Origin of the sequence: Methylophaga marina (genome assembly GCF_030296755.1) — a bacterium.
In the GTDB taxonomy this organism is placed as follows: Bacteria; Pseudomonadota; Gammaproteobacteria; order Nitrosococcales; family Methylophagaceae; genus Methylophaga; species Methylophaga marina.
Window position 1 is genome coordinate 659,395 of the sequence record NZ_AP027741.1, and the last position, 25,297, is coordinate 684,691.

Here is a 25,297-nt window from a genome sequence, read left to right on the forward strand (position 1 = left end):
AGATTCTTCTTTAAAAACAGTGAAATAAATTACCTTAACATTAATTATCTTTATGTTAAGATAAAATTACATTCTGAATCGGATACCCCCATGTCGGGAAAAAATTTGATGAAGTCGACCTCATCATGGCTCAGTGGCAGCAGTTAGGTCTTCATACTGACCTGGATGCCATTAAAATTATCGGTCGTGTTTTACGTCTGGCGAAAACAATCGAACAGCAAGTCGGCGAACTTCACCGCGAATTTGCGCTCAAACCTGGCGAGTTTGATGTTCTTGCCACCTTGAAACGCGAAAATAAACGCTACCTGACACCTTCAGAGCTCTACCAAAGTATGTTGCTCACCTCAGGTGCGATGACAAGTCGTCTTGATAAGCTGGAAGAAAAAGCCCTTATACAGCGCCAACACTGTCAGCAGGACCGAAGAAAAGTACTGGTGAGCCTAACCCCTCATGGCAAGAAACTCATTAATAAAGTGTATCCGGCACACTTTTCATTGCTGGAAACATTATTAGCCTCCGTTTCAGGCAAAGATAAAACCTTATTGGCGAACTTACTTAAAACAACGCTTGCCTCTGTAGACTCACCAACAACTGAACAATCATGAACCAAACAGTATCACCAACAAAGGCACTGATTTTATTATTGGCAGCACTAACGGCGCTAACGCCTCTTGCTATCGATGCCTATTTGCCTGCCATCCCGCAAATGGCTTCAGATTTAGCCACCAGCATTCATGATACTGAAATATCATTGAGCCTCTATTTGGCAGGTTTTGCCATCGGCCAAATTTTTGGTGGACCGTTTTCTGATCATTTTGGACGCCGAGCAGCGACAGGGAGTGGTTTAAGCATTTTTTGTGTCGGCACACTTGGCATTATTTTCAGTCAGGATATTCACAGCGTTTGGCTGTTTCGGGTTATCCAGGCTATCGGCGGTGGTGTGGCTGTGGTGAATGCTGCCGCTGTTATTCGTGATTTAAGTCATGGCAAAGACAGTGCCCGACACTTGTCTAATATGGCGGTGATCATGATGCTCGCACCGTTATTGGCCCCGCTTATTGGCATGATCATTCTGCATCTCAGTGGTTGGCGGCTTATTTTTGTCTTTTTACTGGTCTATGGCTTGAGCATTGGTACAGCCTTGTTCTTGCGACTTCCTGAAACACGGAAAAAAGCCACCGAACGAACCAGTATGTTCAAACGCTACGCTATGGTACTTAGTCATCGATGTGCACTGGGATTTATCTTTTCTCAGTGTTTTGCCTTAGCGGGTATGTTTGCATTTATCACCGGCTCACCATCAGTTTACATGGGCTACTTTGATATCAGCGAGACCGTTTATCCATTTCTGTTTGGTTTGAATGTGATTGGCATGATGCTGGCGAACCGTCTCAATATTCGTTTATTACACTATTACAGACCACAATTTTTATTAAGTATAGGACAAGCGGCACAAGTTCTGACCAGTCTGATTTTATTATTCTATGTCAGCCTGGCAACAGAACCTAACCTTGTGATTATGGTGATTTTATTAATTTTATTTATCGCTTCAATGGGCTTAATTGTCTCCAATGCAACTTCAAGCACGGTAGAGTTTTTCCCACAAAACAGCGCCACCGCGACAGCTTTACTGGGTTCCATTGGTTTTGCAGCCGGTGCATTAAGTGGCTCATTAGTGGGTTTACTCGGTGATGGTACACCATGGCCTATGGTGGTCATTATGTTTGCCTGTGCGCTCATAGGTCCTCTCGTCAGAACCATGCTGCAATACGGTCAGCCATCACCAACACATAACCATTCTTAACCCAGCGTTAACTGACAGCCGTTTATGCTTTTGCTAACGCTAGCTTAGTTATGCAGTAAATTAATCATCTCCGAGGTATACGTGAAGTCAGTTCGTAACAGACAATGCATGCTAATGACACTCTTGAATGCAGTATTGCTGCTGTCAGGCTGTGCATCTATGTCTGCCAGCCCTGATTACCAAACAAAGATACAACAAGAGCAAACTCTGCCCGCCTGGTCACAATCTGATGAGGCTGAGTCCGTTATATCATTGAACAGCCTGATTGCTTCAGCGCAACTTAATCAGTTGGTAGAAACAGCTATCCAACATAACCCCACCCTGCAACAAACCTGGTTAACACTGCGAATTCGTCAGACGCAATTGCAGCAAACCGATGCAGCTCGTCAACCACAAATCAGTGCTGCAGCAGGCGCAACTCGCAGCGAGAACGCTGATGATAATTTTACCAGTCGTATCGATATCAGCTGGCAAGCTGATTTATGGGGTAAGTTAAAAGCCAATAGCCAGGCAGCCACTCAGGACGTGAACGAGCAAGCCCTGCTCTATCAAGCAGCTCGTGATAGTTTAAGTGCGGAGGTCATGAAAGCCTGGCTAAACCTCACCGCAACCTCACACGCCATCACCATAGAAAAGCAGCGTTTGAAAACCCTGGAACAGAATGAACGCTACATCGTGCAACGTTACAGAAACGGTATTGGCACATTGGAAGATTTAGATAATGCCCGTAGCTCCAGTGCCCAATCAAGAGCCAGCCTTGCTGCCTTTCAGGAAGATTATCGTCAGCAACAACGAGACTTAAAGACATTATTAGGACAGACCAACACTGCGGATATTGAGGCGCCAGCCAGCTATCCAGAAGTCAAACTGGCCTGGGCTGATGTACCCGAACAGACTTTGGCACGTCGCCCCGACTTACAAGCGGCCTACATCGCTATTGAAGCAGACCAGCTACGCACTGAAGTGGCCTATAAAGAACTTTTACCAAGCCTGGACATTGGTGCCGCTCTTGAAGATGCGGCCTCATCACCTCATCAGGCATTAATGGGGTCACCACTCTGGTCATTACTCGCTCAGCTGACAGCGCCTATTTACCAAGGTGGGCAATTACGTGCAGCAGCTAAGGAAGCCGAATTAAATGAGGCCTATAGCTATCAGCGTTATCGTGAAACCTTATTAACAGCCGTTAATGAAGTCGAGCAATATCTTAGTCTGGAGCAAAATCTGTTAACCCGCCAGCAGCACATTGCGGATGCATTAAAAAGTGCACAAAACAGCTTAGAGCAGTATCAGACAAGTTATCGAACGGGGTTGGTCGATATTCTGGATTTACTGACTGTACAGCAACAAACTTACAATCTGGAAGCCACTCTGGATAACCTTATTTATCAACGCCTGATTAACCGGATTAATCTTGGCTTAGCACTCGGCCTGAGAACCACACCATGAAGCGTCATTTCCCCAAAATCATTCTGTTCATCCTGGCTTGTGGCATTCTGTTTGTCACTGTTTTAGTGGTCAAACATCTGTCAGCAGCACAGGCCAATAGGCCAATGCCTGTGCAAAAAGAACCACTGCCCAGCCCCGATGTATCCGTGATGATGGCGACACCAGGCAGTTATGCATCAGCAGTGCGTGCTTTTGGTGCGGCCAGTCCGCACTTCAATATCACGCTTACAGCCCAGGTAAGCGGTCAGATTGATGATATATCCCAACAATTTGAAAGTGGTCGACGTTTAAAAAAGGGACCTTGCTGGCCCAGCTTGAAAATAGTGATTATCAGGCCGCTGTGGAGAGTGCGCGGCAAGCCTTAAGCTCTGCCCAAGTCAGTTTATTAGAAGAACAACGCCAAGGTCTGCAAGCCTTGAGTGAGTGGCAATCTTCAGGACTTGAAGGAGAACCAGACTCAGACTTGGTGCTGCGTAAGCCACAACTGGCTGCCGCCAAAGCGGCGGTGAAAGAAGCCGAGGCCAATCTCAAGGCGGCTGAAAAGGATCTGGCTCAAACAACCATTAAAGCGCCCTTTGACGCACTTATTATTGAACGTTTAGTGTCCCCTGGCAGTTATGTTCAGAGCGGCACTGAAGTCGCGACCTTATACAGTACCGATCACGTAGAAATCTCTGTGGCTTTATCTGCTCAAGAATGGAGCAATCTCCCCAGTTTGTCTGTGCTGAATAGTGGTAAATGGCCGGTCACGGTGACGAGTGTTGAGAATTCGCATTCCTGGCAAGGTTATGTACTTAGAACGGAACAAAGTCTTAATCAGGAAACTCGTCAACGCAGTTTGATCATTGCCGTCGATAAACCTTTAGATATTGAACCAGCCTTGTTTCCCGGCACGTTTGTAGAGGCCCACATTGAAGGTCGTGATATTGCAGGCGTGTGGAAACTGCCAACCAGCGCCTTAAGTCAACGCGGTGAAGTCTGGTATGTATCAGCTGATAACACCCTGAAAAAATTCAGTACCAGCCCGCTCTTTTCAAGCCGCGGTTCTATCTATATCGCGCCTCCTGAGTCACTAGCAAATGCCACGGTTCCTGTACTTGTCAGCCCTTTAAATAGTTATCTTGAAGGCATGGCTGTGACAGCTGTTGAGGTGTCACAGTCATGATAAAGAAATCCTATTCAAGCAGCATCATCGCTTGGTTTACGGCCAATCCTGTGGCCGCGAATTTATTAATGATTCTGGTCATTATGTTGGGTGTGCTTGAATCTGGTCAGTTGCGAAAAGAAGCCTTTCCAAGCATGGATCCCCGCTCACTGACCATTTCAGTCTCCTACGACAGTGGTTCAGCCAAACAGTCTGAAGAAGGTTTGGCCATCAAAATAGAGGAGCAACTGGAAGATGTTATTGGTATTAAACGGATTACCAGTACATCAACGGGCACCGGCGTAACAGTCACCGTTGAAAAGCAGAGTGAGTATGATTTAGACACACTTCTTCGTGATGTCAAAACGAAAGTGGATGCCATATCGACTTTCCCCGCCGATGCCAAAAACCCGGTTATTGAGAAAGCCCAACGGGAAGAGCATTCACTGTGGCTGCAACTCTACGGTGATACCGACAGGCATAGCCTGCAACAACTTGCCTATAACTTAAAAACGGATCTGATAGCTAACCCTAATATCAATTCTGTCAACATTTCCGGTTGGCTGGATCCGATGATGGCCATCGAAGTAGATGATGGCAAACTACAATCCTATGGGCTGACTCTATCGGATGTTGAACAAGCGATAAATGCAGGTTCTTCCAATACGATGACCGCTGTTCTGCGTAATAAAGCGGTTTATCTACAGCTAAAAGCATCTGAACAGGCTTATTTGAAAGAAGATTTTGCCGATATCCCTCTATTAACACTCGCCAATGGTAATCAGTTGCTGCTGGGTGAAGTCGCCAAAATTAATGACACCTATGATGACACCACATCCGTCTTAGCTCGCTTTCAGGGTCGAGACAGCATTGCTTTACAGGTCATAACCACCGGCCTGGATGACATCACTAACACGGTAGAGGCGGCTGAAAAAGTCGCTAAATCATGGCAGGAAGATGGCAAGCTACCCGATAACGTGAAGCTTGAAGCTTGGTATGACCGGAGCGAATCCATACAACAGCGCTTGGAATTATTAGTTAAAAATGCGTTTACCGGCATCGTGATGGTGTTTATCTTGCTGGCATTATTCCTGAATTTGACCGTTGCTTTCTGGGTGGCCATGGGCTTGCCATTTATTTTCTTTGGCACCCTTTACTTTATGGGGGATGCGTTTATGGGACTGTCCCTCAACGAGTTCACCACGTTTGGCTTTCTATTAGCCTTAGGCATCGTGGTCGATGATGCGGTTGTAGTGGGTGAATCCGTTTACGATGTCAGGTCCAAGGAAGGCGACACCATAGAAAATACGATAAAAGGCACGATGATTGTTGCTGTCCCCACTTTATTTGGTGTTTTCACTACAGTTGCTGCATTTTACGCCCTCTCACAATTAGAAGGCGGTTTAGGCAGACTCTACGCTCAGTTTGCAGCCGTAGTGACTATCTGCCTGATTTTATCCATTATCGAATCCAAATTAATTTTGCCTGCTCATCTGGCTCATCTGAACACACGCCGACAAGTAAGCAAACATGGCTTACTCAAAATCTGGCATAAGATTCAACATACCATGGACAGTGGTTTGCAGTGGTTTAATCAGACCTGCTATCGCCCCACCATCAATTATGCACTTGAACAACGCTATGCGGTGGCAGTGTTATTTATCGCCTTGTTTATCTTTGTTATGTCGATGCCCATGACAGGCATGGTGAGAATGAGCTTTTTTCCATCCATCCCAGGCGATACTGTTCGTGCTCAGCTGACCATGCAGAATGATGCGAGCTATGGTCTGACGCATAACGATCTGGCCTTGATGGAACAACTCGCCTACCAGGCCGACAAAGAACTTGGCGGGAATGGTGATATCGCCAATCTGCAGATTTTGTCTTCCAGCGACCAGGCCGGCACTGTCACTGTTGAACTCAAACCCCGTGCGCCTTATGACATTACGACGTTCAGCCGTCATTGGCAGCAACTCGTTGGGACACCTGAAGGCGCCAAAACAGTCAGTGTAAGAACCCGACATGGTCCTGTTGATGATCTGAGAATTGAGTTACGGGCGAATGATGATCAGATTCTGGAAATGGCCGGGAACGAGATTAAACGTACGATGGAAAGCATTCCTGCGATCAGTGGTATAGATGATAATCTCGAACCAGGCCAACCACAGCTACATTTGTCGTTAAATCAACAAGGGCGTGCATTAGGCATGACGACAAACGATCTGGCGATTCAAATTTTACAAGGCTTCAGTGGGCAAGTGGTACAGCGCTATCAGCGTAATAGCGACGAGATAGAAGTCAAAGTGCGCTATCCCGAAGATGAGCGTCAGAATGCCGCCGATGTATTAAACTCGCGTGTTAGAACGCCCAATGGTGATGTGGTGCCTTTATCCAGTGTCGCTAATGTCAGCTATGGCTTTACACGGGATTCCATCACTCGTATTGATAAAAAACGAGCCGTTTATATTTCGGCAGATGTGAATAAAGACAGCTTATCCACCACTGAACTCGTCGCTCAACTACAAAGTAATATGGTGCCTGATCTGGTCAGAAAATATCCTGGATTAGATATCCATTTTGCCGGAGAGGCTGAAGAGCAGGCTGAGACAGAATCATCGATGGTCCATGTATCATTGATTGCCTTATTAGTTATTTATATGTTGCTGGCAATTCCGCTTCGCTCTTATCTCCAGCCTATGTTGATTATGACCGCGATCCCTTTTGGTATTGTCGGTGCCATTCTAGGACACTGGATGAACGATCTGACCTTGGGCATTTTATCGCTCAACGGCATCATTGCCTTAAGTGGCGTAGTGGTGAATGATAGTTTGTTATTGGTCTCCCGCTTTAACGATATTCGCCACGATTATGATGATATTAAACAAGCCATCAGTATTGCTTGTAGGAGTCGCTTGCGAGCCGTGTTATTAACCTCGGTCACGACTTTTGCCGGATTAATGCCCTTGCTCAGTGAAACATCTCGCCAGGCACAATTTTTAATTCCTGCAGCCGTTTCTTTAGGCTACGGCATTATGTTTGCCACCGTCATCACATTGATTTTGATACCCAGTTTATTACTGATTCAACATGACGTTATACACGTATTTAAGCGAAAATCTGTCACAAAAGCGGCCGGAGTAAACTAGCCATGTTGCACGTGTTATTAGTCGAAGATGATCTGGATCTGGCAGAAACAGTGATTGATTATCTCAGCCTTGAAAATATTGAATGTGATCATGCCAGCAATGGCCTTGCCGGCTTAGAATTTAGTCAACAACATCAATACGATGTGCTGTTACTGGATTTAAACCTACCCAGAATGGATGGATTGACGGTCTGTGAAAAGTTACGTGAACAAGGCTATGACGTGCCGATTCTGATGCTAACCGCCCGTGATCAGCTCAGTGACAAAATCACAGGGTTTAATGCCGGTACTGACGATTATCTGGTCAAACCATTTGAACTGGATGAACTGATTGTGCGCATTCAAGCCTTATCACGACGTCGTAGTGGCCAAGTACAACGCTTACAGTGTGATGATCTCATCATGGACCTTCAGACAAAAACGGTGACACGTAGTGGACAGAGTTTAAAACTGTCGCCCACTAGCTGGCAGTTATTGGAAGCATTGATGCGCGCTTATCCCGATGTAGTGGCTAAACAAAAGTTGGAAGCGGCTGTCTGGGGCGATACACCACCAGATAGTGATAGCCTGAAAGTGCATATGTTTCACTTAAGAAAAGCTGTTGACGCACCGTTTGAAAAAATTTAATTCACACCATCCCCGGTCACGGATTTGCCTTAAGAAATGAAACTTAAACTGAGTCTTAAATTTTACATTGCATTAGCCTTCCTCGTTCTGGGGATAACGATAGTGGCAGGATATTCTATGCTCAGTATCCAGTTCTTTTTCAGAGGCATGGATAATATTATTTCAGCCAATATGGAAAATGCTGCAGAAGAGTATGTACGTGCTCAACAGAATAGTCACCAGGCGCCTTATGCTGATGGTTATACCATTACTCGCAGTTGGGAGGCGCAATCTCCTACGATCAAGCAATATTTCAATAAGCCAAAGCGTTATGCAGCTTTGCAGAAACATTACCAACGTGGCGAGACAGGGCGCGGTTCTGGCGTGATGTACTTTCTTATTAAGTTAAAAATTCAGAACCAAGACTATTTTATCAGCCGCCCCTTTACCAAAGCGGATGCTTCTCCTTTGGTTGGAAAAAATGCCAGACAAAACCGCCAGTTTATTATTACCTTGAGTATCGGGATCACCCTACTTCTGGCCTTATTGACCTGGTTGTTGATGAAGCGTTTATCACAGCCTGTATCCCGACTGACCACATGGACACATGAACTGACCCCAGAGACATTAAAACGCCCGCCTCCTGACTTTGCTTATCCCGAACTCAACGAGATGGCCGCCTTAATTCAAGGGTCATTATCATCCGTTAATGAGGCTATGGAGCGAGAACAAAACTTCTTGCGTTATACCAGTCATGAATTACGCACCCCCATCAGTGTTATTCGTAACAATATTGAATTAATACATAAACTGCAGCAGAAACAGCCCGCTGACCTCAACGAAAAACAACAAGACATTATTGAACGCATCGATCGTGCTAGCCTCACTATGCAACATCTATGTGAAACCCTGTTATGGCTGAACCGAGAAGAAACAGAGTCTCTGGCAAAACAAGATTTCCGTCTCGATGAGCTGATTCATAGTCTTGTTGATGAAATGCGTTATTTGCTGAAGAACAAACCCGTTGATGTCAAAGTTGAAACGACTGAATCGACGCTATATGCATCATCCGCGGCAGCCAGAATCATTATCGGTAACTTAATAAGAAATGCGTTCCAGCATACCTGGGATGGTCATGTGGTGATTCATCAACACAAACATACAGTCACTATCCGTAACCAAAGCTCGCCATCTGACAAGGAGAGTGTTGAAAATGATCAAGGGTTTGGTCTAGGCCTGCAGCTAACGCAGCAACTGTGTAAAAAATTGGACTGGCCATATCAAAACCAAGTGAATCCTGACGGACACTATGTGACCCTTACGATTGTGACGATGAATCCACATCAACAAGAAGTAACACAATAAACGTCGTACCCTGACCAGGTTCAGAACTCACGCTAATCGATCCCTTTAACACCTGGGTCACCCACTGATGGCAGAGATGTAACCCTAATCCTGTATGACCGGCTCCCCTCGCCCCTGTCACAAAGGGATCAAAAATCGTTGTCAGCTGCTCGACATCAATCCCATGACCATCATCAGACACACTGACAGATATATCATTCATAGACGTCTGTATGACTTCAATGTGGATATGTCCATTATTACGTCCAGCAAACCCATGTGAAATGGCATTGCTAATAAGGTTTTCGAATAACTGCGAAACAATACCAGCGTAACTCTGTATCACTAACTGTTTCGGTCCCACGATATCCAGATGGATGTGCTGCTGTTTCAATCTATGCTTAGACGTGGTGGCGACATCATTTATCACGGTCATCAAATCAAATTCCGTTGGTTCATCCGTGTGTCTATCAACGGCTAAACGTTTAAAGCTCTTCACAAGTTCCGCCGCTTTAGCGATGTTTTTCCTGGCCAAGGCAGTGGTCTCAGCTGAATGGGTCAGATAATCTTCTAATTCGCTCTTTCTCAAGCCATCGCTCATGGCCTGTTGTAATTGCTCACGTGCAGAGTCAAGGCTGGATAATGTCAGGGCAGCACCACCAAGCGGGGTATTAAGCTCATGTGCTAAACCGGCCACCATCATCCCCATTGACGATAGTTTACGTAGCTCAACCAGGGTATCCTGCATTTGCTGTTGTTGCTCATATGCCAGTTGCAGTTGCTGATTAGACTTGGCTAATGCTTCTTTCTCGACAGCCAGCTGTCTGAATAAATCATATTGCTTACGACCATCGTAAAGAAATCGCCCAATCAGAAATAACAGAACAACGAGCACTAAAACGGTCGGAATAAATACAATCAGGGCAACCCTGTATTTTAGGGAACCTAATAAATCAGGTGCAGAGCTATCAATAAAAAATAGACGATGCCGGTTATCTGGGCCATTTTCACCGATATCTATCACGCTATAGCTTATTAATCTTGAGCCGTGAATGAAGTTATGTAATTGCCGTTGATCAAGTATGCCCTTAATCACTGCCTGGCTTAATAGTCGTTCTGTTCTGACAAGATAGTCAGTATAGGACCGAAATGCCATCGAAGGGTTGGGGTGCATCACCCAATAACCTTCATTATCGATAATACGCAGTTTATTATCTTGCTTTTGATTCAATGACTCAAACATGTCATTCAACAGAAAATTAATGACAAGCACGCCATCATGTAGGCCATCCTGCTTACCTGTTCGCATGACGGCTCGGATTGTTTTTTCGAGAGGTAATACGATTTGTCCATTTTCAATATTTGGATTAATGGCAGAGATATAAACTTCATCCGGTTCCAATCTCATACCTGCCTTCACATATTGCCGTTTCGATTTATTTTGTAATGCTTCAGGAGCAACCTTAATCACCCCCTTATCAGATATGTTCATTCTCAGCTTTTCAACGCCCTTTTCATCGAGCCATCTCAATTGACTAATATGAGAAGAAGCGTTGGAAAAATCAGTAAACACATTTTCCAATGACTGATAATCAATCGACATACCAGCTTGCAATGCTTTTTCAAACTGTTGGTTGTAACGAAGTAAGCGAATCAGCTGATGGATATGGCCCAGCTCTCGCGAGAAAGTATTCACAGCATTGTCCAATCTGCTTTGCTGTGATTCAAAATAAGGCTGGTAGTTGGACTCAAAAATATGCCAATAAATGTGATAACTGAAAAAACCAGCAAGCCCCAAAATAGGAATATAAATAAGGATTAAGCTGCGCCATACATATCTGAAAACATATGGCACACGAAAAGAGGCCGATTCAGTCGTGGCTAAGAATTCGCCATTGCCCATTTAACTGCCTCATCAATGGGCATAGGACGAGCATAGAAATAGCCTTGTCCAATGGTGCAGCCTAACTCAATAAGCTTATCTCTTTGTAATGCTGTTTCCACCCCTTCAGCAATGACTTTCATACCAAAGCGTGTAGCTACCCGAATGATCATATCCACGATATGTTCAGAAGAAGATTTTTCACCGAGATACTGCACAAAAGATTTATCAATCTTGAGTGTGGTGGCTGCTAATTCTGTGACATGTGACAGGGATGAAAACCCAGTACCGAAATCGTCAATACTGACATCCATGCCCAGCTGGATCAGCTTGCGTAATGTGGCGGAAACCTCTTCGTAATTTATCATTGCCAAGGTTTCTGTAATCTCCATATCTACTTGCTGTGGAGCCACATTTTCGGCGGCTAAAACCTCGAGGATGGAACTGGAAAAATCACTTAATAATAGTTCATGACATGAGACATTAAAGGAGATGGGTACCTGAATTCCGGCAGCTTCTAACTGTTTTATGGCTGAACAGGATTTTAATAAGATAACTCTATCGAGTTGCTCAACCAATCCTGAAGCCTCTGCGATAGGAATAAAAACACCAGGTGGCACCATCTCACCATTCGGTTTAAACCATCGTGCCAAGGCTTCAAAGCCAACCAGTTTTCCTGTGTTCATATTGACTTTAGGCTGTAGATAAGCCTGTACTTCATCTCTGGTGAGACCAAGATTAAACTCATTTAACAAACGGATATGCTTTGAAAATATGGCCTCATTATCGAGAGAGACATGGTGGAAATGGCTACTACTTGTGGTGCGTAAACGTAATAAATGACTCTCCAACTGACCTAATAAACGCTCAGGACTGTGATTTAATGAGGGCGTGAGCTGCGCGGATACCGCCTGAGCAATCACTTTATGCTCAAGGTGTTGGATATGATTTTTTTTGCCTAAAATTTGTTCGAATTTTTCTGCCGTCAATAGCTGTGATTTTTCCAATAAAATGGCAAAAGCATCCCGACTGATGATGGATATGGCTTGTATGCCAGTTATGTCTGACAATTCAGCATAGACAGTCTCAAGTAACTGAATGACAAACTTTTCTCCGAATGTCACCGTGATATCACTCAACCTATCGATCGAGATCAACACGATTTGAGCGTTATTATTCCAATAGGCTTCATTCTCAAGCTGTTTGCAGAACCAATTACGGTTATAGATACCTGTCTGCCAATGTTTGAATGCTAACTCATTGAGATAATCAGTGAGTGCAATATTTGAAAAGCCATTCGCAATGTTTTCAGCAAACACTTTCAGAAGATGGATATTAGACTCAGTCAACACATCTGTTGATTTCACAACAATAACGTAATAGACAGGGTTGGGCTCTTGGAAAGAAAAATACAATAAAGAAGAATGGCCATCAAATATATGCTGCTTTTGCTCTAACAGTTGTTGTATTCGTTTTAATAACAAATCATTTTCAATAGAAATGACGGGCTGGCCAATGTAAGGTTGATATTGGCCGGTAGCCGCTAAAACAGCAGAATCGTTGTTAAGGTCAAGTGGATCAGACATCTTTAGACTCATAATGCCACCATCACTAATACCAATAATTTGATCAATCTGCTCCAGTACGGTTTGAGAGAAAGGTGATAAATCATGTTGACATGAAATCTTTTGTGACGCAGTCACAACTCTCTCCAGGCCCTGATGTGCATTTTTTAGCTCACTCATACGTTGCCAGGTCTTGAGGTTGCCATTCATAACATTAAATAAATGCTCTTCTCCCAGCTCAGTTTTACACCAGTAGTCATCAATATCATATTGCTCCATCACTGAGCGGTTGGGCGCCATACCAGGCTGCCCTGTTAATAAAATAATACGAGTGATGGGGTTCTGTAAGGTAAACCGAATATGATCAATCAGGCGTAAACCGGCATCGTCAGTTTCCATGACAACATCAAGTAGGACAAGGTTAATATCGGGACGTTGTTCAAGCACGACTTTAGCTTGTTTCGCAGAGGAAGCGGTGAGGATTTCCAGTGTTTTGCCTTGAATAATCATTCTCGACAAAGCACTCACCAGAGACTGCTGAAAAATATCATTATCTTCAACCGTCAGAATTAACCAGCGTGACTTGGGTGATGTCGAGAAGTAATCAGTCTCTGTATCAAACTCGAAAAAGAATTGTCTCGACTCATTTCGGATCATCCTTTGTGCAATTCAAGCCACGCTGTTTTTTTAGGATTGTATTAATTCACTATTATTCTTATCGTCACAGTTTGTTACGTTCGTTATTTATCATTTCTACTGTAGAGCTTAGTTAGCCAAAATTGCATACAACAATCAACCAAGCATTTATGTGGTTTTGTTAAAACTGAGCACGATAGTACTGATAAAACTGCTTAGCCGTTCTGCCACTATGACTTCCTCGCCCCATGGCATATAGGCGTGCCGCTTCGTGTAACTGGCTCTTATCAGTATTGATATCGGCAAATAGAGTTTCAACTATAGCGAAATAATTTTCCCAGTTAGCAGGATAAAAAGATAAGGTGAGTCCGAAGCGGTCCGATAAAGCGAGTTTATCCTCTAAACTATCGGCATAATGCACTTCACCATCCACTACCCCGCTCAGCTGATTTTCAGACTGTTTCTCTGGCAATAAATGACGGCGGTTTGAAGTCGCATACAGACGCACATGCTCTGGGGGTAACTCAAGGCCACCTTCCAATAATGTTTTGAGTGGCTTATAACTGGATTCGCCGGCTTCGAAAGATAAATCATCACAGAAAATGATAAAGCGAAATTGCTCACTTTCTTGTTCTAGATCATCCAGAATTTCAGGTAAGAAGCCCAGATCATCTTTATCAATTTGTATAATTCGTAGGCCCTTTGGAGCCATTTCGTTCAGTAAGGCTTTAATGACAGAGGACTTGCCCGTGCCTCTGGCTCCCCACAACAATGCGTGATTACTGGTTTTGCCTTCAAGAAAATGTTGCGTGTTATCGATAATCGCTTGCTTTTGTCTGTCTATGCCTTGAAGCTCATCCAGACGAACAGGATCGAGGCGAACAACAGGTTTTAGTTTTTGACTTTTACTTCGCCAGATGGCGGCGTAAACCTGATGCCAATCAATGCGCATAAGCTATCCTTCATTTATTCAAATAAAGCTAGCATAGCATCATCTATGCTAGCGAAGAGAAGAAGACATATTCAATGCTTGATTGGTTCTCGTTGATACTCTGGCTCGACGTTTTTTGGCCCAGATAATGATGCCTGTGACACTAAAAATAGCTATCATCAATCCCATAATTGAGACCATAATTCGACCAGGCAAACCCAAAATACGACCAGAATGTAGAGGGAACTGGGCTTGAATGAAAATATCACCTGCCGTGCCTTGCCCAGGTATCTTACCGCCAAGGTAGTCACCACTTTTACCATCGAAATAAAGCCACGGATTGCCTAAACCACCATCGCCATGATCATTCTCCGGCTTATAAAATCCCACGCCATAAACATCGTAATGAGACGCATAAAAAATCCCGCCTGCAGGATCTGAAATGCCTAACTTGTCGGCTTGTTGACGTGCAATCGGCAGAATCTGTTCACGACTCAACTCGGCATTGATGGGTTCATCTAATGGTGTCGGTGTACGCTCATCAAACGGGGTAGGCGTCAACTCAGAGAAAACAGATAACACTGGGCGCATCACCTCATTATTTAGATTCATCGAGATAGATGTCACCGCTAAAATCAGCACAAAGCCCCATAACCAGACGCCGCCAGAGCGATGAAGATCAAAGTTTAATTTGTAGCCGCCTTGTTTCCAACGGAACCGTAATGACTTCTTCCAGCTTTTTGCTTTTGGAAAACTTATCCATAAGGCAATGAAACTATCTATTGTCCAGACAATAGCAATAATGCCCATAAACAGAATACCGAGCTCCAAACCAAAACCATCCGGTATATGCATGCTGTAGTGAAGCTTATAGAGAAAAGGTAGGATGTTCTCGCGCGTTAGCGAAATCTCCCCCACATTCTATTTGCCTGCACCTCAGAGGTCGCAGGATCGATGGCTACCTGATTAAAATCCACGGCAGCCGCTTTGCCAGTCTCAGGAACAGGTCTGGGCATGACTGTCATCATTAAACTATGCTCAGCCTCAATATTGAGCGGCATAAAGCTGACCATTAACTGTGGATTGTCAGCTTCAAACTTGTTAGCAAGAGATAAAGCATCAATTGCAGCAAAGTCCACATCTTGTGTTTTGGCTTTATATAGCTGTGGATTGAGCCATTCGTCCAGCTCATGGTCCCAGGAGATAATCGCGCCGGTGAGACCGGCTATGAATAAAAACACAGCACTGGCCAGTCCAAACCAGCGGTGAATAAGTACTCCGATTGATCGCATATTAACCACCGTGAAACATATTAAAGCTGAACTTATGTATTAAGCTGGAAAGCAATCGGCACATTCACCTCAAGCTGAGACTGCAACATGTCATCCGGAAACGAAGGTAACGGTTGGGCTTTTTTAACATGCTTATAACCGCTTCATCTAAACGTTTTGACCCCGAACTTTGTGTAATACGAAAATCCAACACCTTGCCATCACGATCAACCACAAAAAACAGTTTGACGATCCCTTCTTCACCACGACGTCTTGAAGCCATGGGATAACGTTTATGCTTGGCCAGTGTTGCAGCCAGCTCACTGTAGTAAGATTTTTGCGCTGCTATCTGACCACCACTCAGCTGTGCACTTGCTTGCCCGGTTGTTTTCTTCTGGGCAGTCTGTTTATTCACGTTTGTACTGGTCGTTGTTGTCGCGACTGTTTGTTTTTTCACCGGCTTTTCTGCTGTGACTTCTTTTTCGATAAGCTCTTCAACCACTTTTTTTGGTTCTGGTTTAGGCTTGGTTTGTGCTTTTACCTTTGTTTCTGTTTTTTGTTTTGCCTCAACTTTTTTTGGCTCAGGCTCTACAACAGGTTCGGGTTCAACCACAGGTTCAGGTTCAACGACAGGTTTTGGCTCGACAACAGGTTCAGGTTCCGGCTCGTTTTCTGGTTCAGGTTCGGGCTCTGACTCCGTCGCTTTTTCTTGCGTTTTTTCTACGTCACCAAGGTCACCAAGCATACCCAGATCAATTTCTACACCTTGTAAGCCAGTTAGCTCAGCACCATCTTCTTCTTCAGGCTGATAGGTAAAAAAGACGAAGCCAGCGGCATGAATAGCAACGGCCACCAAAAGCGCAAAGATCCAATAACGATTTTTTGTCATGTTAGTTCAGCTTGTTTTTGTGTCGCCAATGAGACACGCTTGATGCCAGATTGCTTGATTATGGTCAGCACATCTTGAAGCCTTTCCACCGGCAGATTGCCATCCACTTTAACTAAGATATGAAACGTATCTTTATCTTCTGTCGCTTCAAAACGTTTGTTGATGGTGGGTAATAGCGCCTCATCATCTGTAATTGCCTGATCAATCGCTACTTGCCCATCTTCAGATACGATAATAACTAAGGGTTCTTCGACTTGCTTTGTTTCACTCGCAGATAAAGGCGGCTGTACTTTAATAGGGTCAGACTGACTAATGTGTCCCGCGACCATAAAAAATATGAGCATCAGAAACACAATGTTAATTAACGGCACCAAGCTATCATCTTGATCAGGCTTTTTATGTTGAATCGACTGTCCGACTTTCATCAATTTATCCCTGCCAGGCTGACAGATTTAGCGCCTGCCTGTTTAAAGGCATCAAGCAGATCAATCATACTTTGTGTTTGAATACCTGATTTAACCTCAATGACATAGACAGCATCAGGATCTTGATTAACCACCGTAACCACAGAGTTTGCATCTTTTAAAGACAAGGTCATATTACCAATTTTGTATGTACCGTCATTTGACACCAGAGTGACAACACGTTGCTCACGAGATTCTGCCTGAGATTCACTTGGTGCCGACACATCAATTTGCCGCCACTGGATAAAGGTCGAAGACAACATAAAGAACAGCAACAGAATAAACACCACATCAATAAGCGGTGTCAGACTAATGGCTCTTTTATGTCTTGGCGGTTCTGTATTAAGCAGCATGGCGCATGGTATTGTTTTCAGCAGACACTGGCTTAGCAGGCGCTGTTGTGAAAATTTGGGTGACAGTGTCATTCATCAGCGATGCAACACGCTCAACTTTACGCTCCATCCAGTTATGTACTGTCACAACCGGTATGGCCACAGCCAGACCAACTGCTGTTGTTAATAATGCTTGCCAGATACCACCGGATAAAACAGACGGATCCACCTGATTCCCTGCAGCTTCCATTTGTTGGAAGGCGATAATCATCCCCAACACGGTACCTAACAGACCTAATAAAGGACTTAATGTAGCGATAACCTCCATTGGGCGAAGGTAGGCACGTAATTGATTGAGGCGCAGCGTAGCAACACGATCAAGCTCTTCTTTTAAGGTCGCAAGATCCATTTTATGTTGAGTTAGACCTCTAATCGACATCAGCACCAGCTCATCCACTGGTCGTTTTGGATTCAACATCATCATGGCTTCGGTAGCATCGCCTTTTTGCCAATGTTGAATAACAGACTTAAGGTGTTTGGAGGATTCTGGTCGCGTTGACATGAACTGCCAGAGTTTAATGAGTGTAATCGCTAATGCGATTACCGAAAAACCTGTCAGAATCCATACAACAGGTCCACCTACCTGCATGAACTCCACAAACTGTGTCATCGCATCTGCTTGCGGAGCCAACGTTGTTGGATCTGTACTAGTTAAAGCATCGGTCATTGCTGGCGAGACTGTACTTGGATCGGTATTTACGTCTGTCACTGCAGCGCCGTTATTACTGATATTCTCAGTTGTACCTAATGCGTCGTTTTCTTGAGCCATAAAATTCCCCTTTTCGAGCCAGCAATGATAATCGTTATCATTTACCTTATCAAGAGAGTTATGCCATATTTACAGCCGTGATTGTGTGAATTGACCTATATCTCATCCGTTAGAAGAAATTTTTTACTCATGCATAAAAAAAGCCCCGCAGTGCGGGGCTTTTTTGCGAAGTAGCGCAGAAGATTTACTCTTCTTCTTTCACCTCTTCGTTAACCGCTTTCATACTAAGACGGATACGGCCTTGACGATCAACTTCCAAGACTTTGACTTGGATTAAATCACCTTCAGATAATTTATCTGACACATTCTCAACACGTTCTTCTGAAATTTGAGAAATATGTACCAGACCGTCTTTACCAGGCAGAATGGTCACAAACGCACCAAAGTCCATTAGTTTAGCCACACGACCTTCGTAGATCTTACCGACTTCAACTTCAGCAGTAATATCTTCAACTCGACGCAATGCTTGTTGTCCAGCATTGTAGTCAGAAGAGAAAATCATCACGGTACCATCGTCCTGAATATCGATAGTAGCACCTGTTTCTTCAGTGATGGCACGGATAGTGGCACCACCTTTACCAATCACGTCACGAATTTTATCTGCGTGGATTTTGATAGTAATAATGCGTGGCGCAAATTCAGACATTTCCTGACGGTGCGTGTTAATAACTGCATTCATCTTTTCAAGGATATGCATACGACCATCACGCGCTTGAGCTAACGCAGTACGCATGATTTCTTCGTTGATACCTTCGATTTTGATGTCCATCTGCAATGCAGTGACACCTTTATCAGTACCAGCTACTTTAAAGTCCATATCACCTAAATGATCTTCATCACCCAAGATATCCGTCAATACAGCGTAACCATTTTCTTCTTTGATTAAGCCCATCGCGATACCGGCAACAGGTGCTTTAATCGGCACACCCGCATCCATTAACGCCAAGCTGGTACCACAGACTGAAGCCATTGAACTTGAACCGTTTGATTCGGTGATTTCAGAGACAACACGCACTACATACGGAAATTCTTCCGCTGAAGGCATAACAGCCTGAATACCACGTTTGGCTAATTTACCGTGACCGATTTCACGACGTTTTGGTGAACCAACAAAACCTGTTTCACCAACACAGAATGGAGGGAAATTATAGTGAAGCATAAAGCGGTCACGATATTCACCTTCCACAGCATCAATCATTTGCGCATCACGCTCGGCGCCCAATGTGGCCACAACGATAGCTTGAGTTTCACCGCGAGTGAATAATGCTGAGCCATGGACACGTGGTAAGACACCTGTTTCAACGAAGATTGGGCGAACACTTGATGTGTCACGGCCATCGATACGTGGATCACCAGCAATGATCTTACCGCGCACTAATTCTTTTTCTAACTTGGCAAAAACGCCTTTCACATCATCTTCAGAATATTCTGAATCTTCTGTAGCAATAGCTTCGACGGCTGCTGAACGAACATTACCTAACTGTTCTAAACGCGCTAGCTTGTCGCTGATAGCATAAGATTCTTGAATACCAGCATAGGCAGTGTCTTTCACTTGATTATATAAAGTGACGTCTTTTTCAGGTGCAGTCCAATCCCAGGCAGGTTTGCCGACTTCAGCTTGTAACTCTTTGACCAAGTTAATAGCTGTCTGCATTTGCTGGTGACCGAACATGACCGAACCCAGCATCACTTCTTCAGGTAACTCAGAGGCTTCAGACTCGACCATTAAAACAGCGCTTTCAGTACCTGCAACGACCAGGTCTAATGCGCTTTTATCCAGAAGAGCTTTACCTGGGTTTAATACATAGCTGCCATCAACATAACCAACACGTGCAGCACCCAGTGGGCCATTAAATGGCATACCTGAAATAGCCAGTGCTGCTGAAGCACCTATCATTGAAGGAATATCCGGATCAATTTCTGGATCCAGTGCAACAACCGTTGCAATCACTTGCACTTCGTTGACAAAGCCTTTTGGAAACAAAGGACGTAGTGGGCGATCGATTAAGCGAGACGTTAATGTTTCTTTTTCACTTGGGCGGCCTTCACGTTTGAAGAAACCACCAGGGATTTTACCGGCTGCGTAGGTACGCTCCTGGTAATTAACAGTTAAAGGAAAAAAGTCTTGGCCTGGGTTGACATCTTTTTTACCAACAACGGTTACTAACACTGACGTTTCGCCAAGACTGGCAATAACGGCACCACCGGCTTGACGTGCGATTTTTCCGGTTTCAAGACTTAATAAATGGTCACCGTACTGAACTGTCTTTTTTACTGAGTTCACTCTTTTCTTCCTTCTCTTCTCTGTTGTCAGTTATGAACCCGTTTCACAACTGATATAAAAATCATAAATCTAAAAACGAATATGCCCCTGAAACTGTTATAGCTTCAGGGGCATATTTTATATATCCTGCCTTGAGGTCGCCGATTTAGCCGGCCACATTGGCTGCATATAATGAGTCACCAAAATCAACTTAGCGACGTAAACCTAATTCAGCAATCAATGCACGGTAACGTTCGATATCTGTCTTTTTCAGATAGTCCAACATTTTACGACGGCTGCTAACCATTTTTAACAGACCTTGACGTGAATGGTGATCGTGAATGTTTGTTTTGAAATGCTCTGACAAGTTTGTGATACGCGCTGTTAACAAAGCAACTTGTACTTCAGCAGAACCAGTATCACCTTCTGAACGTGCAAATTTAGTGATCAGTTCTTTCTTTTGTTGTGCAGAAATAGACATTAAATACTCCAACTTTTTGTAGCTTTTGCTACTAGTTAAATTCTGAACTGCCCCAGCAGATACATACCAGAACAGCCAACCTTTTTGAAGGTAAGGATTCTACCGACTTTCTTATTATGAAACAAGGCGTAGTTTAAGCCACCGCATTTGCAAATAAACGCTTCGGTGATACCACACCTTCTGCTGACATTTCGCCTAAACCAATAAACTCATTATTCACATTAAATAATCTGACATTTGCGCTTATAAAAGGCTCATGTACCGAGATAGAGCGTCCAAAACTAATATTTTTTGTCCCCTCTTCATCAAGCTGAATGCTTGGCCAGTCGGGTAATGCATCTTCTGCTTGTTGCAATAGTTCATCAAGTGCTTTGATGCCCTGCTTATCCGATTTTTCCTGAAGAGACGTTAGTGTAATGGCGTCTGATAAATCATAACCAGCGACTGCCGTTCTTCTGAGCATTGTAACATGGCCACCAGTGCCTAAGGCATGGCTAATATCTTCTACCAAGGTACGAATATAGGTACCTTTGCTACACCTTACTGATAAAGTAAAACTCTGTTTTTGGTAATCGAGCAATTGAATCTCATAGATCGTAATTCGACGCGCTTTTCTTTCTACATCGATACCTTGTCTTGCAAGTTTATATAACGGTTGTCCCTGATGTTTTAATGCGGAGAACATAGGTGGAACTTGATCAATCTCACCGATAAATTGCTGGATGACTTGATTAAGCGTAGATTCAGTAAATTCGGGAATGGGCAGTTCTTCAAGTACATTACCGTCAGCATCACCACTGTCGGTGATAATACCCAGCTGACAGGTAACGTGATATTGCTTATCTGCGTCTAATAAATAACTGGATAATTTTGTCGCATCACCCAAGCAAACAGGAAGCACGCCTGTAGCAAGAGGATCGAGACTGCCTGTATGTCCAGCCTTTTTAGCATCGAACAGGCGTTTGACTCGTTGAAGAATGTGGTTTGAACTTTGCCCGGTAGGCTTATCAATAATGACAATGCCGGTAACATCCCGACCTTTTTTATTTCGTCTTGCCATCAGCGTGATAAATTAGTCTTCGTCTTCCCGACGAATATCTGCATTCGCTTTGGCAATCAATTCATCCATGTGGAACCCGTGTTCCAGGCTTTTATCATAAAAGAATTGCAATTCAGGCATGTTTCTTAGCTTGACCCGTCCAGCCAGACCTCTTCTCAGATAACCAGCAGCACTATTCAGACCTGCTAAACATTCTTTCATGTCCTGCTCATCTTCAAAGCCATTAAAACGGGTGACATAGACTTTGGCATACTTAAGATCCGACGTCACATCCACGTGTGAGACAGTAACCATTCCCACCCGTGGATCAGAAATCTCGCGTTGAAGCATCAACGCGAGTTCTCTCATTATGACTTCGCTAAAGCGATTTGTACGACTAAATTCTCTTGCCATTACAGGGTCGGCTTCATTAATACACGTTCATACACTTCGATTTGGTCGCCTGGTTTGACATCTTTGTAGTTCTTCACACCGATACCACACTCAGTACCCGCATTGACTTCATTAACATCATCTTTAAAGCGACGTAATGATTCGAGCTCACCTTCGTATACCACTACGTTATCACGTAGTACACGAATTGGGTTGTTGCGTTTAACCGTACCTTCTACTACCAAACAACCTGCTATGTCACCAAACTTAGGCGATCTAAATACATCGTCAACTCTAGCCAGACCGATGATTTCATCTCTGTATACAGGTTCAAGCATACCTGTCATGGCTTTAGTAACAACGTCTAATAGGTCATAAATGATGCTGAAGTACTGAACATCCAGACCTTTTTCACTGATCACTTTACGTGCTGCATTATCAGCACGAACATTAAAGCCAATCAGAATCGCATCGGAAGCGGCAGCAAGTTGAGCATCGGTTTCATTAATACCACCAACACCTGAACCGACAACACGGACTTTTACTAAATCTGTAGACAGTTTCTGCAACCCTTGACTCACTGCTTCAACAGAACCGTGAACGTCACCCTTAATAACAACATTAAGCGTTTTAACGTCACCTTCTTCCATCTTGTTGAACATTTCGTCCAATTTAGCCGCTTGTTGTTGAGCCATTTTTTGCTCACGGGCTTTTGTTTGACGGAAGTTGGCAATTTCACGTGCAGTGCGGTCATCAGGCGCTGCCTGAAGTTCATCACCGGCAGCGGGTGTACCAGATAAGCCAAGTAACTCTACCGGTGTTGAAGGGCCAGCATGTTTAAGTTGTTCGCCTGTCTCGTTAAACATAGCACGAACGCGGCCATACTCTTGACCAACAACGACGATATCGCCCTTGTTTAAAGTCCCTTGTTGAACCAGTACCGTTACCACCGTACCACGACCTTTATCCAGTCGCGCTTCAATGACAGTACCGTGAGCAGGTCCTTGTTCAGGTGCTTTCAGCTCCATAACCTCTGCCTGAAGCGAAATAGCTTCCAGCAGATCTTCAATACCTTGCCCCGTTAATGCTGATACAGGAATAAACTGAACATCACCACCCCAGTCTTCTGGAATGACTTCGTGATTAGCTAATTCTTGCTTCACACGATCAGGGTTAGCATCCTGTTTATCTATTTTGTTAACAGCAACAATGATGACTGAATCAGCGGCTTTAGCATGCTGAATTGCTTCAATTGTTTGCGGCATAACACCGTCATCTGCTGCGACCACCAGAATCACGATATCAGTCACTTTTGCACCGCGTGAACGCATTTCAGTAAATGCAGCATGGCCCGGTGTATCAAGGAATGCGATTTCACCACGACTGGTTTCGACTTTGTATGCACCAATATGCTGAGTGATACCACCTGCCTCACCAGAAGTCACTTTGGTACGACGGATGTAGTCCAATAACGATGTTTTACCATGGTCAACATGGCCCATGACAGTAACAACTGGTGCTCGACCAATCGCTTCGCCCTGATGCTCATCAGACACTTGAAGTGCTTGTTCAACTTCATTCTCGATGATAGGTTTTGCGATATGCCCCATTTCTTCAACCACAATAACTGCGGTATCTTGATCAAGAACCTGGTTGATGGTGGCCATGGTGCCAAGTCCCATCAGAGCCTTGATAACTTCACCAGCTTTAACTGACATACGCTGAGCTAGATCAGAAACACTGATGGTTTCCGGTACGTTTACTTCATGTACGACGGGTGCAGTAGGTTTTGAAAAGCCGTGTTCTTGATCTTTATTAACAGCGACTTTCGCTGCCGATCCTTTTTCTTCTTACGGCGCCCACCTTTGCCTTCGGTCACGTGAAGTTCTTTACGCTCAAACTCATCATCGTTACGACCGCCTTTGCGGCTAGATTTTTCACGATTATGTTTCGCTTCGGCATCTTTCGTCTTACGCACACCTGCTTTTTGTTCTTTTGCTTGCGCTTCTGCAGCAGCAGCACGTGCTTTTTCCCTTTCTTTCTCAAGAGCCTCTTCTTCTTCACGTGCTTTTTTCTTGGCTTCGAGTGCTTTTTCCGCTTCAATTCTAGCCAGGTTTGCAGCACGTCTCTTTGCATCAGCTTCTTCAAGCTTTTTATGTGCAAGTTGAGAGGCCGTTAAGGATGATGTTTCTGTTTTCTGCTTTGGTTTAGGTTTCACTGTTTCTTCAATCGCTTTTTCAGCTTTCTTAGATTTAGCTTCTTCTTCCAGGGCTTTTTTCTCTTCTTCTGCTGCTAACTTGGCTTCTTCTGCCGCTCTATTCTCTGCTTCGATTGCCGCCGCTACAGCCGCTGCTTCTTCTTCAGATTCTTTAAGACGACGAGCTTCATCATCCTGTTGACGGCGCTTGGCTTCTTCTAATCGAAGCGCTTCAAGTCTCGCCACCTCAGCAGCTTGTTGTTCAGCCACACTCATCTGAGCGGTTTGCTCTGTATTGGTAGTGCTGTCTTCAGTTTCGTTACGTTTTACGTATGTACGTTTTTTCCGTACTTCAACACTAACACTTTTACCACCACGTGCTGTACCACCTAATTTAATTTCACTAACTGATTTACGCTTTAGTGTAATTTTTTTAGGCACTGCGGTTTCACCACCACCAGACTTACCATGACGCTGTTGCAAGAATTGTAATAACGTCTGTTTTTGATCTTCAGTAATGAAGTCATCAGGCTTTGAGACGTTAATCCCTGCTTCGTTCAGCTGTTCGACCAAGCGTTCAGCTGTAATTCCGACTGTGCCAGCTAGGTCCTTAACCCTCATGTCACTCATTGG

Annotated in this window: 21 protein-coding genes and 1 pseudogene; 8 read left to right on the forward strand and 14 right to left on the reverse strand. The window is 44.2% G+C overall.

What is annotated here, in order from left to right; all coding sequences use genetic code 11:
• Positions 1–125: 125 nt before the first annotated feature.
• The 8 genes from QUE24_RS03235 to QUE24_RS03270 all read left to right on the forward strand — a co-directional run bounded on the left by QUE24_RS03235 (position 126) and on the right by QUE24_RS03270 (position 9,513).
• Complete coding sequence (locus tag QUE24_RS03235) at positions 126–605, forward strand: MarR family winged helix-turn-helix transcriptional regulator (protein WP_286305227.1); 480 nt, start codon at positions 126–128, stop codon at positions 603–605.
• Positions 602–1,804 (forward strand): multidrug effflux MFS transporter, encoded by a 1,203-nt coding sequence (locus QUE24_RS03240; RefSeq protein WP_286305228.1) that lies wholly within the window; start codon positions 602–604, stop codon positions 1,802–1,804. The genes QUE24_RS03235 and QUE24_RS03240 overlap by 4 nt, the downstream gene beginning before the upstream one ends.
• Before the next feature lie 114 nt (positions 1,805–1,918).
• Positions 1,919–3,253: a TolC family protein gene (locus QUE24_RS03245; protein WP_286305229.1), complete on the forward strand. Its 1,335-nt coding sequence runs from the start codon at positions 1,919–1,921 to the stop codon at positions 3,251–3,253.
• On the forward strand, positions 3,250–3,618 hold the full coding sequence (locus QUE24_RS03250; protein ID WP_286305230.1) for a hypothetical protein: 369 nt from the start codon (positions 3,250–3,252) through the stop codon (positions 3,616–3,618). Before QUE24_RS03245 ends, QUE24_RS03250 begins: the two co-directional genes overlap by 4 nt.
• Positions 3,555–4,418, forward strand: a complete 864-nt coding sequence (locus tag QUE24_RS03255; RefSeq protein ID WP_286305231.1) for an efflux RND transporter periplasmic adaptor subunit — start codon at positions 3,555–3,557, stop codon at positions 4,416–4,418. Before QUE24_RS03250 ends, QUE24_RS03255 begins: the two co-directional genes overlap by 64 nt.
• Positions 4,415–7,543, forward strand: coding sequence for an efflux RND transporter permease subunit (locus QUE24_RS03260; protein WP_286305232.1), 3,129 nt, complete (start codon positions 4,415–4,417; stop codon positions 7,541–7,543). The genes QUE24_RS03255 and QUE24_RS03260 overlap by 4 nt, the downstream gene beginning before the upstream one ends.
• Before the next feature lie 2 nt (positions 7,544–7,545).
• Entirely contained in the window at positions 7,546–8,169 is a 624-nt protein-coding gene (locus QUE24_RS03265) for a response regulator transcription factor (RefSeq protein ID WP_286305233.1), read from the forward strand.
• A 117-nt stretch (positions 8,170–8,286) separates the two neighbouring features.
• On the forward strand, positions 8,287–9,513 hold the full coding sequence (locus QUE24_RS03270; RefSeq protein WP_286305234.1) for a sensor histidine kinase: 1,227 nt from the start codon (positions 8,287–8,289) through the stop codon (positions 9,511–9,513).
• On the opposite strand, the gene QUE24_RS03275 is transcribed toward QUE24_RS03270, so the two are convergent.
• The 14 genes and pseudogenes from QUE24_RS03275 to infB all read right to left on the reverse strand — a co-directional run bounded on the left by QUE24_RS03275 (position 9,467) and on the right by infB (position 25,294).
• Positions 9,467–11,395, reverse strand: a complete 1,929-nt coding sequence (locus tag QUE24_RS03275) for a sensor histidine kinase (protein WP_286305235.1) — start codon at positions 11,393–11,395, stop codon at positions 9,467–9,469. The two genes, QUE24_RS03270 and QUE24_RS03275, sit on opposite strands and share 47 nt — an antisense overlap.
• Positions 11,374–13,596 (reverse strand): EAL domain-containing response regulator, encoded by a 2,223-nt coding sequence (locus QUE24_RS03280; protein WP_286305236.1) that lies wholly within the window; start codon positions 13,594–13,596, stop codon positions 11,374–11,376. Before QUE24_RS03280 ends, QUE24_RS03275 begins: the two co-directional genes overlap by 22 nt.
• Positions 13,597–13,756: 160 nt before the next feature.
• Positions 13,757–14,527, reverse strand: coding sequence for an ATP-binding protein (locus QUE24_RS03285; RefSeq protein WP_286305237.1), 771 nt, complete (start codon positions 14,525–14,527; stop codon positions 13,757–13,759).
• A gap of 48 nt (positions 14,528–14,575) precedes the next feature.
• Positions 14,576–15,424 carry a PepSY-associated TM helix domain-containing protein gene (locus QUE24_RS03290; RefSeq protein WP_286305238.1) on the reverse strand — a complete coding sequence of 283 codons (849 nt, stop codon included), beginning with the start codon at positions 15,422–15,424 and terminating at the stop codon, positions 14,576–14,578.
• Entirely contained in the window at positions 15,406–15,798 is a 393-nt protein-coding gene (locus QUE24_RS03295; protein ID WP_286305239.1) for a PepSY-associated TM helix domain-containing protein, read from the reverse strand. Before QUE24_RS03295 ends, QUE24_RS03290 begins: the two co-directional genes overlap by 19 nt.
• 64 nt (positions 15,799–15,862) lie before the next feature.
• Positions 15,863–16,666 carry an energy transducer TonB gene (locus QUE24_RS03300; RefSeq protein WP_286305240.1) on the reverse strand — a complete coding sequence of 268 codons (804 nt, stop codon included), beginning with the start codon at positions 16,664–16,666 and terminating at the stop codon, positions 15,863–15,865.
• Positions 16,663–17,091, reverse strand: coding sequence for an ExbD/TolR family protein (locus tag QUE24_RS03305; protein ID WP_286305241.1), 429 nt, complete (start codon positions 17,089–17,091; stop codon positions 16,663–16,665). Before QUE24_RS03305 ends, QUE24_RS03300 begins: the two co-directional genes overlap by 4 nt.
• The gene (locus tag QUE24_RS03310) at positions 17,091–17,483 is read right to left on the reverse strand and encodes an ExbD/TolR family protein (RefSeq protein ID WP_286305242.1); all 393 of its coding nucleotides are present in this window, start codon (positions 17,481–17,483) and stop codon (positions 17,091–17,093) included. Before QUE24_RS03310 ends, QUE24_RS03305 begins: the two co-directional genes overlap by 1 nt.
• Positions 17,473–18,291 carry a MotA/TolQ/ExbB proton channel family protein gene (locus QUE24_RS03315; RefSeq protein ID WP_286305243.1) on the reverse strand — a complete coding sequence of 273 codons (819 nt, stop codon included), beginning with the start codon at positions 18,289–18,291 and terminating at the stop codon, positions 17,473–17,475. Before QUE24_RS03315 ends, QUE24_RS03310 begins: the two co-directional genes overlap by 11 nt.
• Before the next feature lie 184 nt (positions 18,292–18,475).
• A complete protein-coding gene (gene pnp, locus QUE24_RS03320; protein WP_286305244.1) occupies positions 18,476–20,575 on the reverse strand; it encodes a polyribonucleotide nucleotidyltransferase in 2,100 nt (699 codons plus the stop codon).
• Between the two features lie 190 nt (positions 20,576–20,765).
• Positions 20,766–21,035 carry a 30S ribosomal protein S15 gene (rpsO, locus tag QUE24_RS03325; RefSeq protein WP_007145766.1) on the reverse strand — a complete coding sequence of 90 codons (270 nt, stop codon included), beginning with the start codon at positions 21,033–21,035 and terminating at the stop codon, positions 20,766–20,768.
• 133 nt (positions 21,036–21,168) lie between these two features.
• Positions 21,169–22,095, reverse strand: a complete 927-nt coding sequence (gene truB, locus QUE24_RS03330; protein WP_286305245.1) for a tRNA pseudouridine(55) synthase TruB — start codon at positions 22,093–22,095, stop codon at positions 21,169–21,171.
• Between the two features lie 12 nt (positions 22,096–22,107).
• Complete coding sequence (gene rbfA / locus QUE24_RS03335) at positions 22,108–22,488, reverse strand: 30S ribosome-binding factor RbfA (protein ID WP_286305246.1); 381 nt, start codon at positions 22,486–22,488, stop codon at positions 22,108–22,110.
• Positions 22,488–25,294: pseudogene (infB, locus tag QUE24_RS03340) on the reverse strand (translation initiation factor IF-2). Before infB ends, rbfA begins: the two are co-directional and overlap by 1 nt.
• Positions 25,295–25,297: the final 3 nt, after the last annotated feature.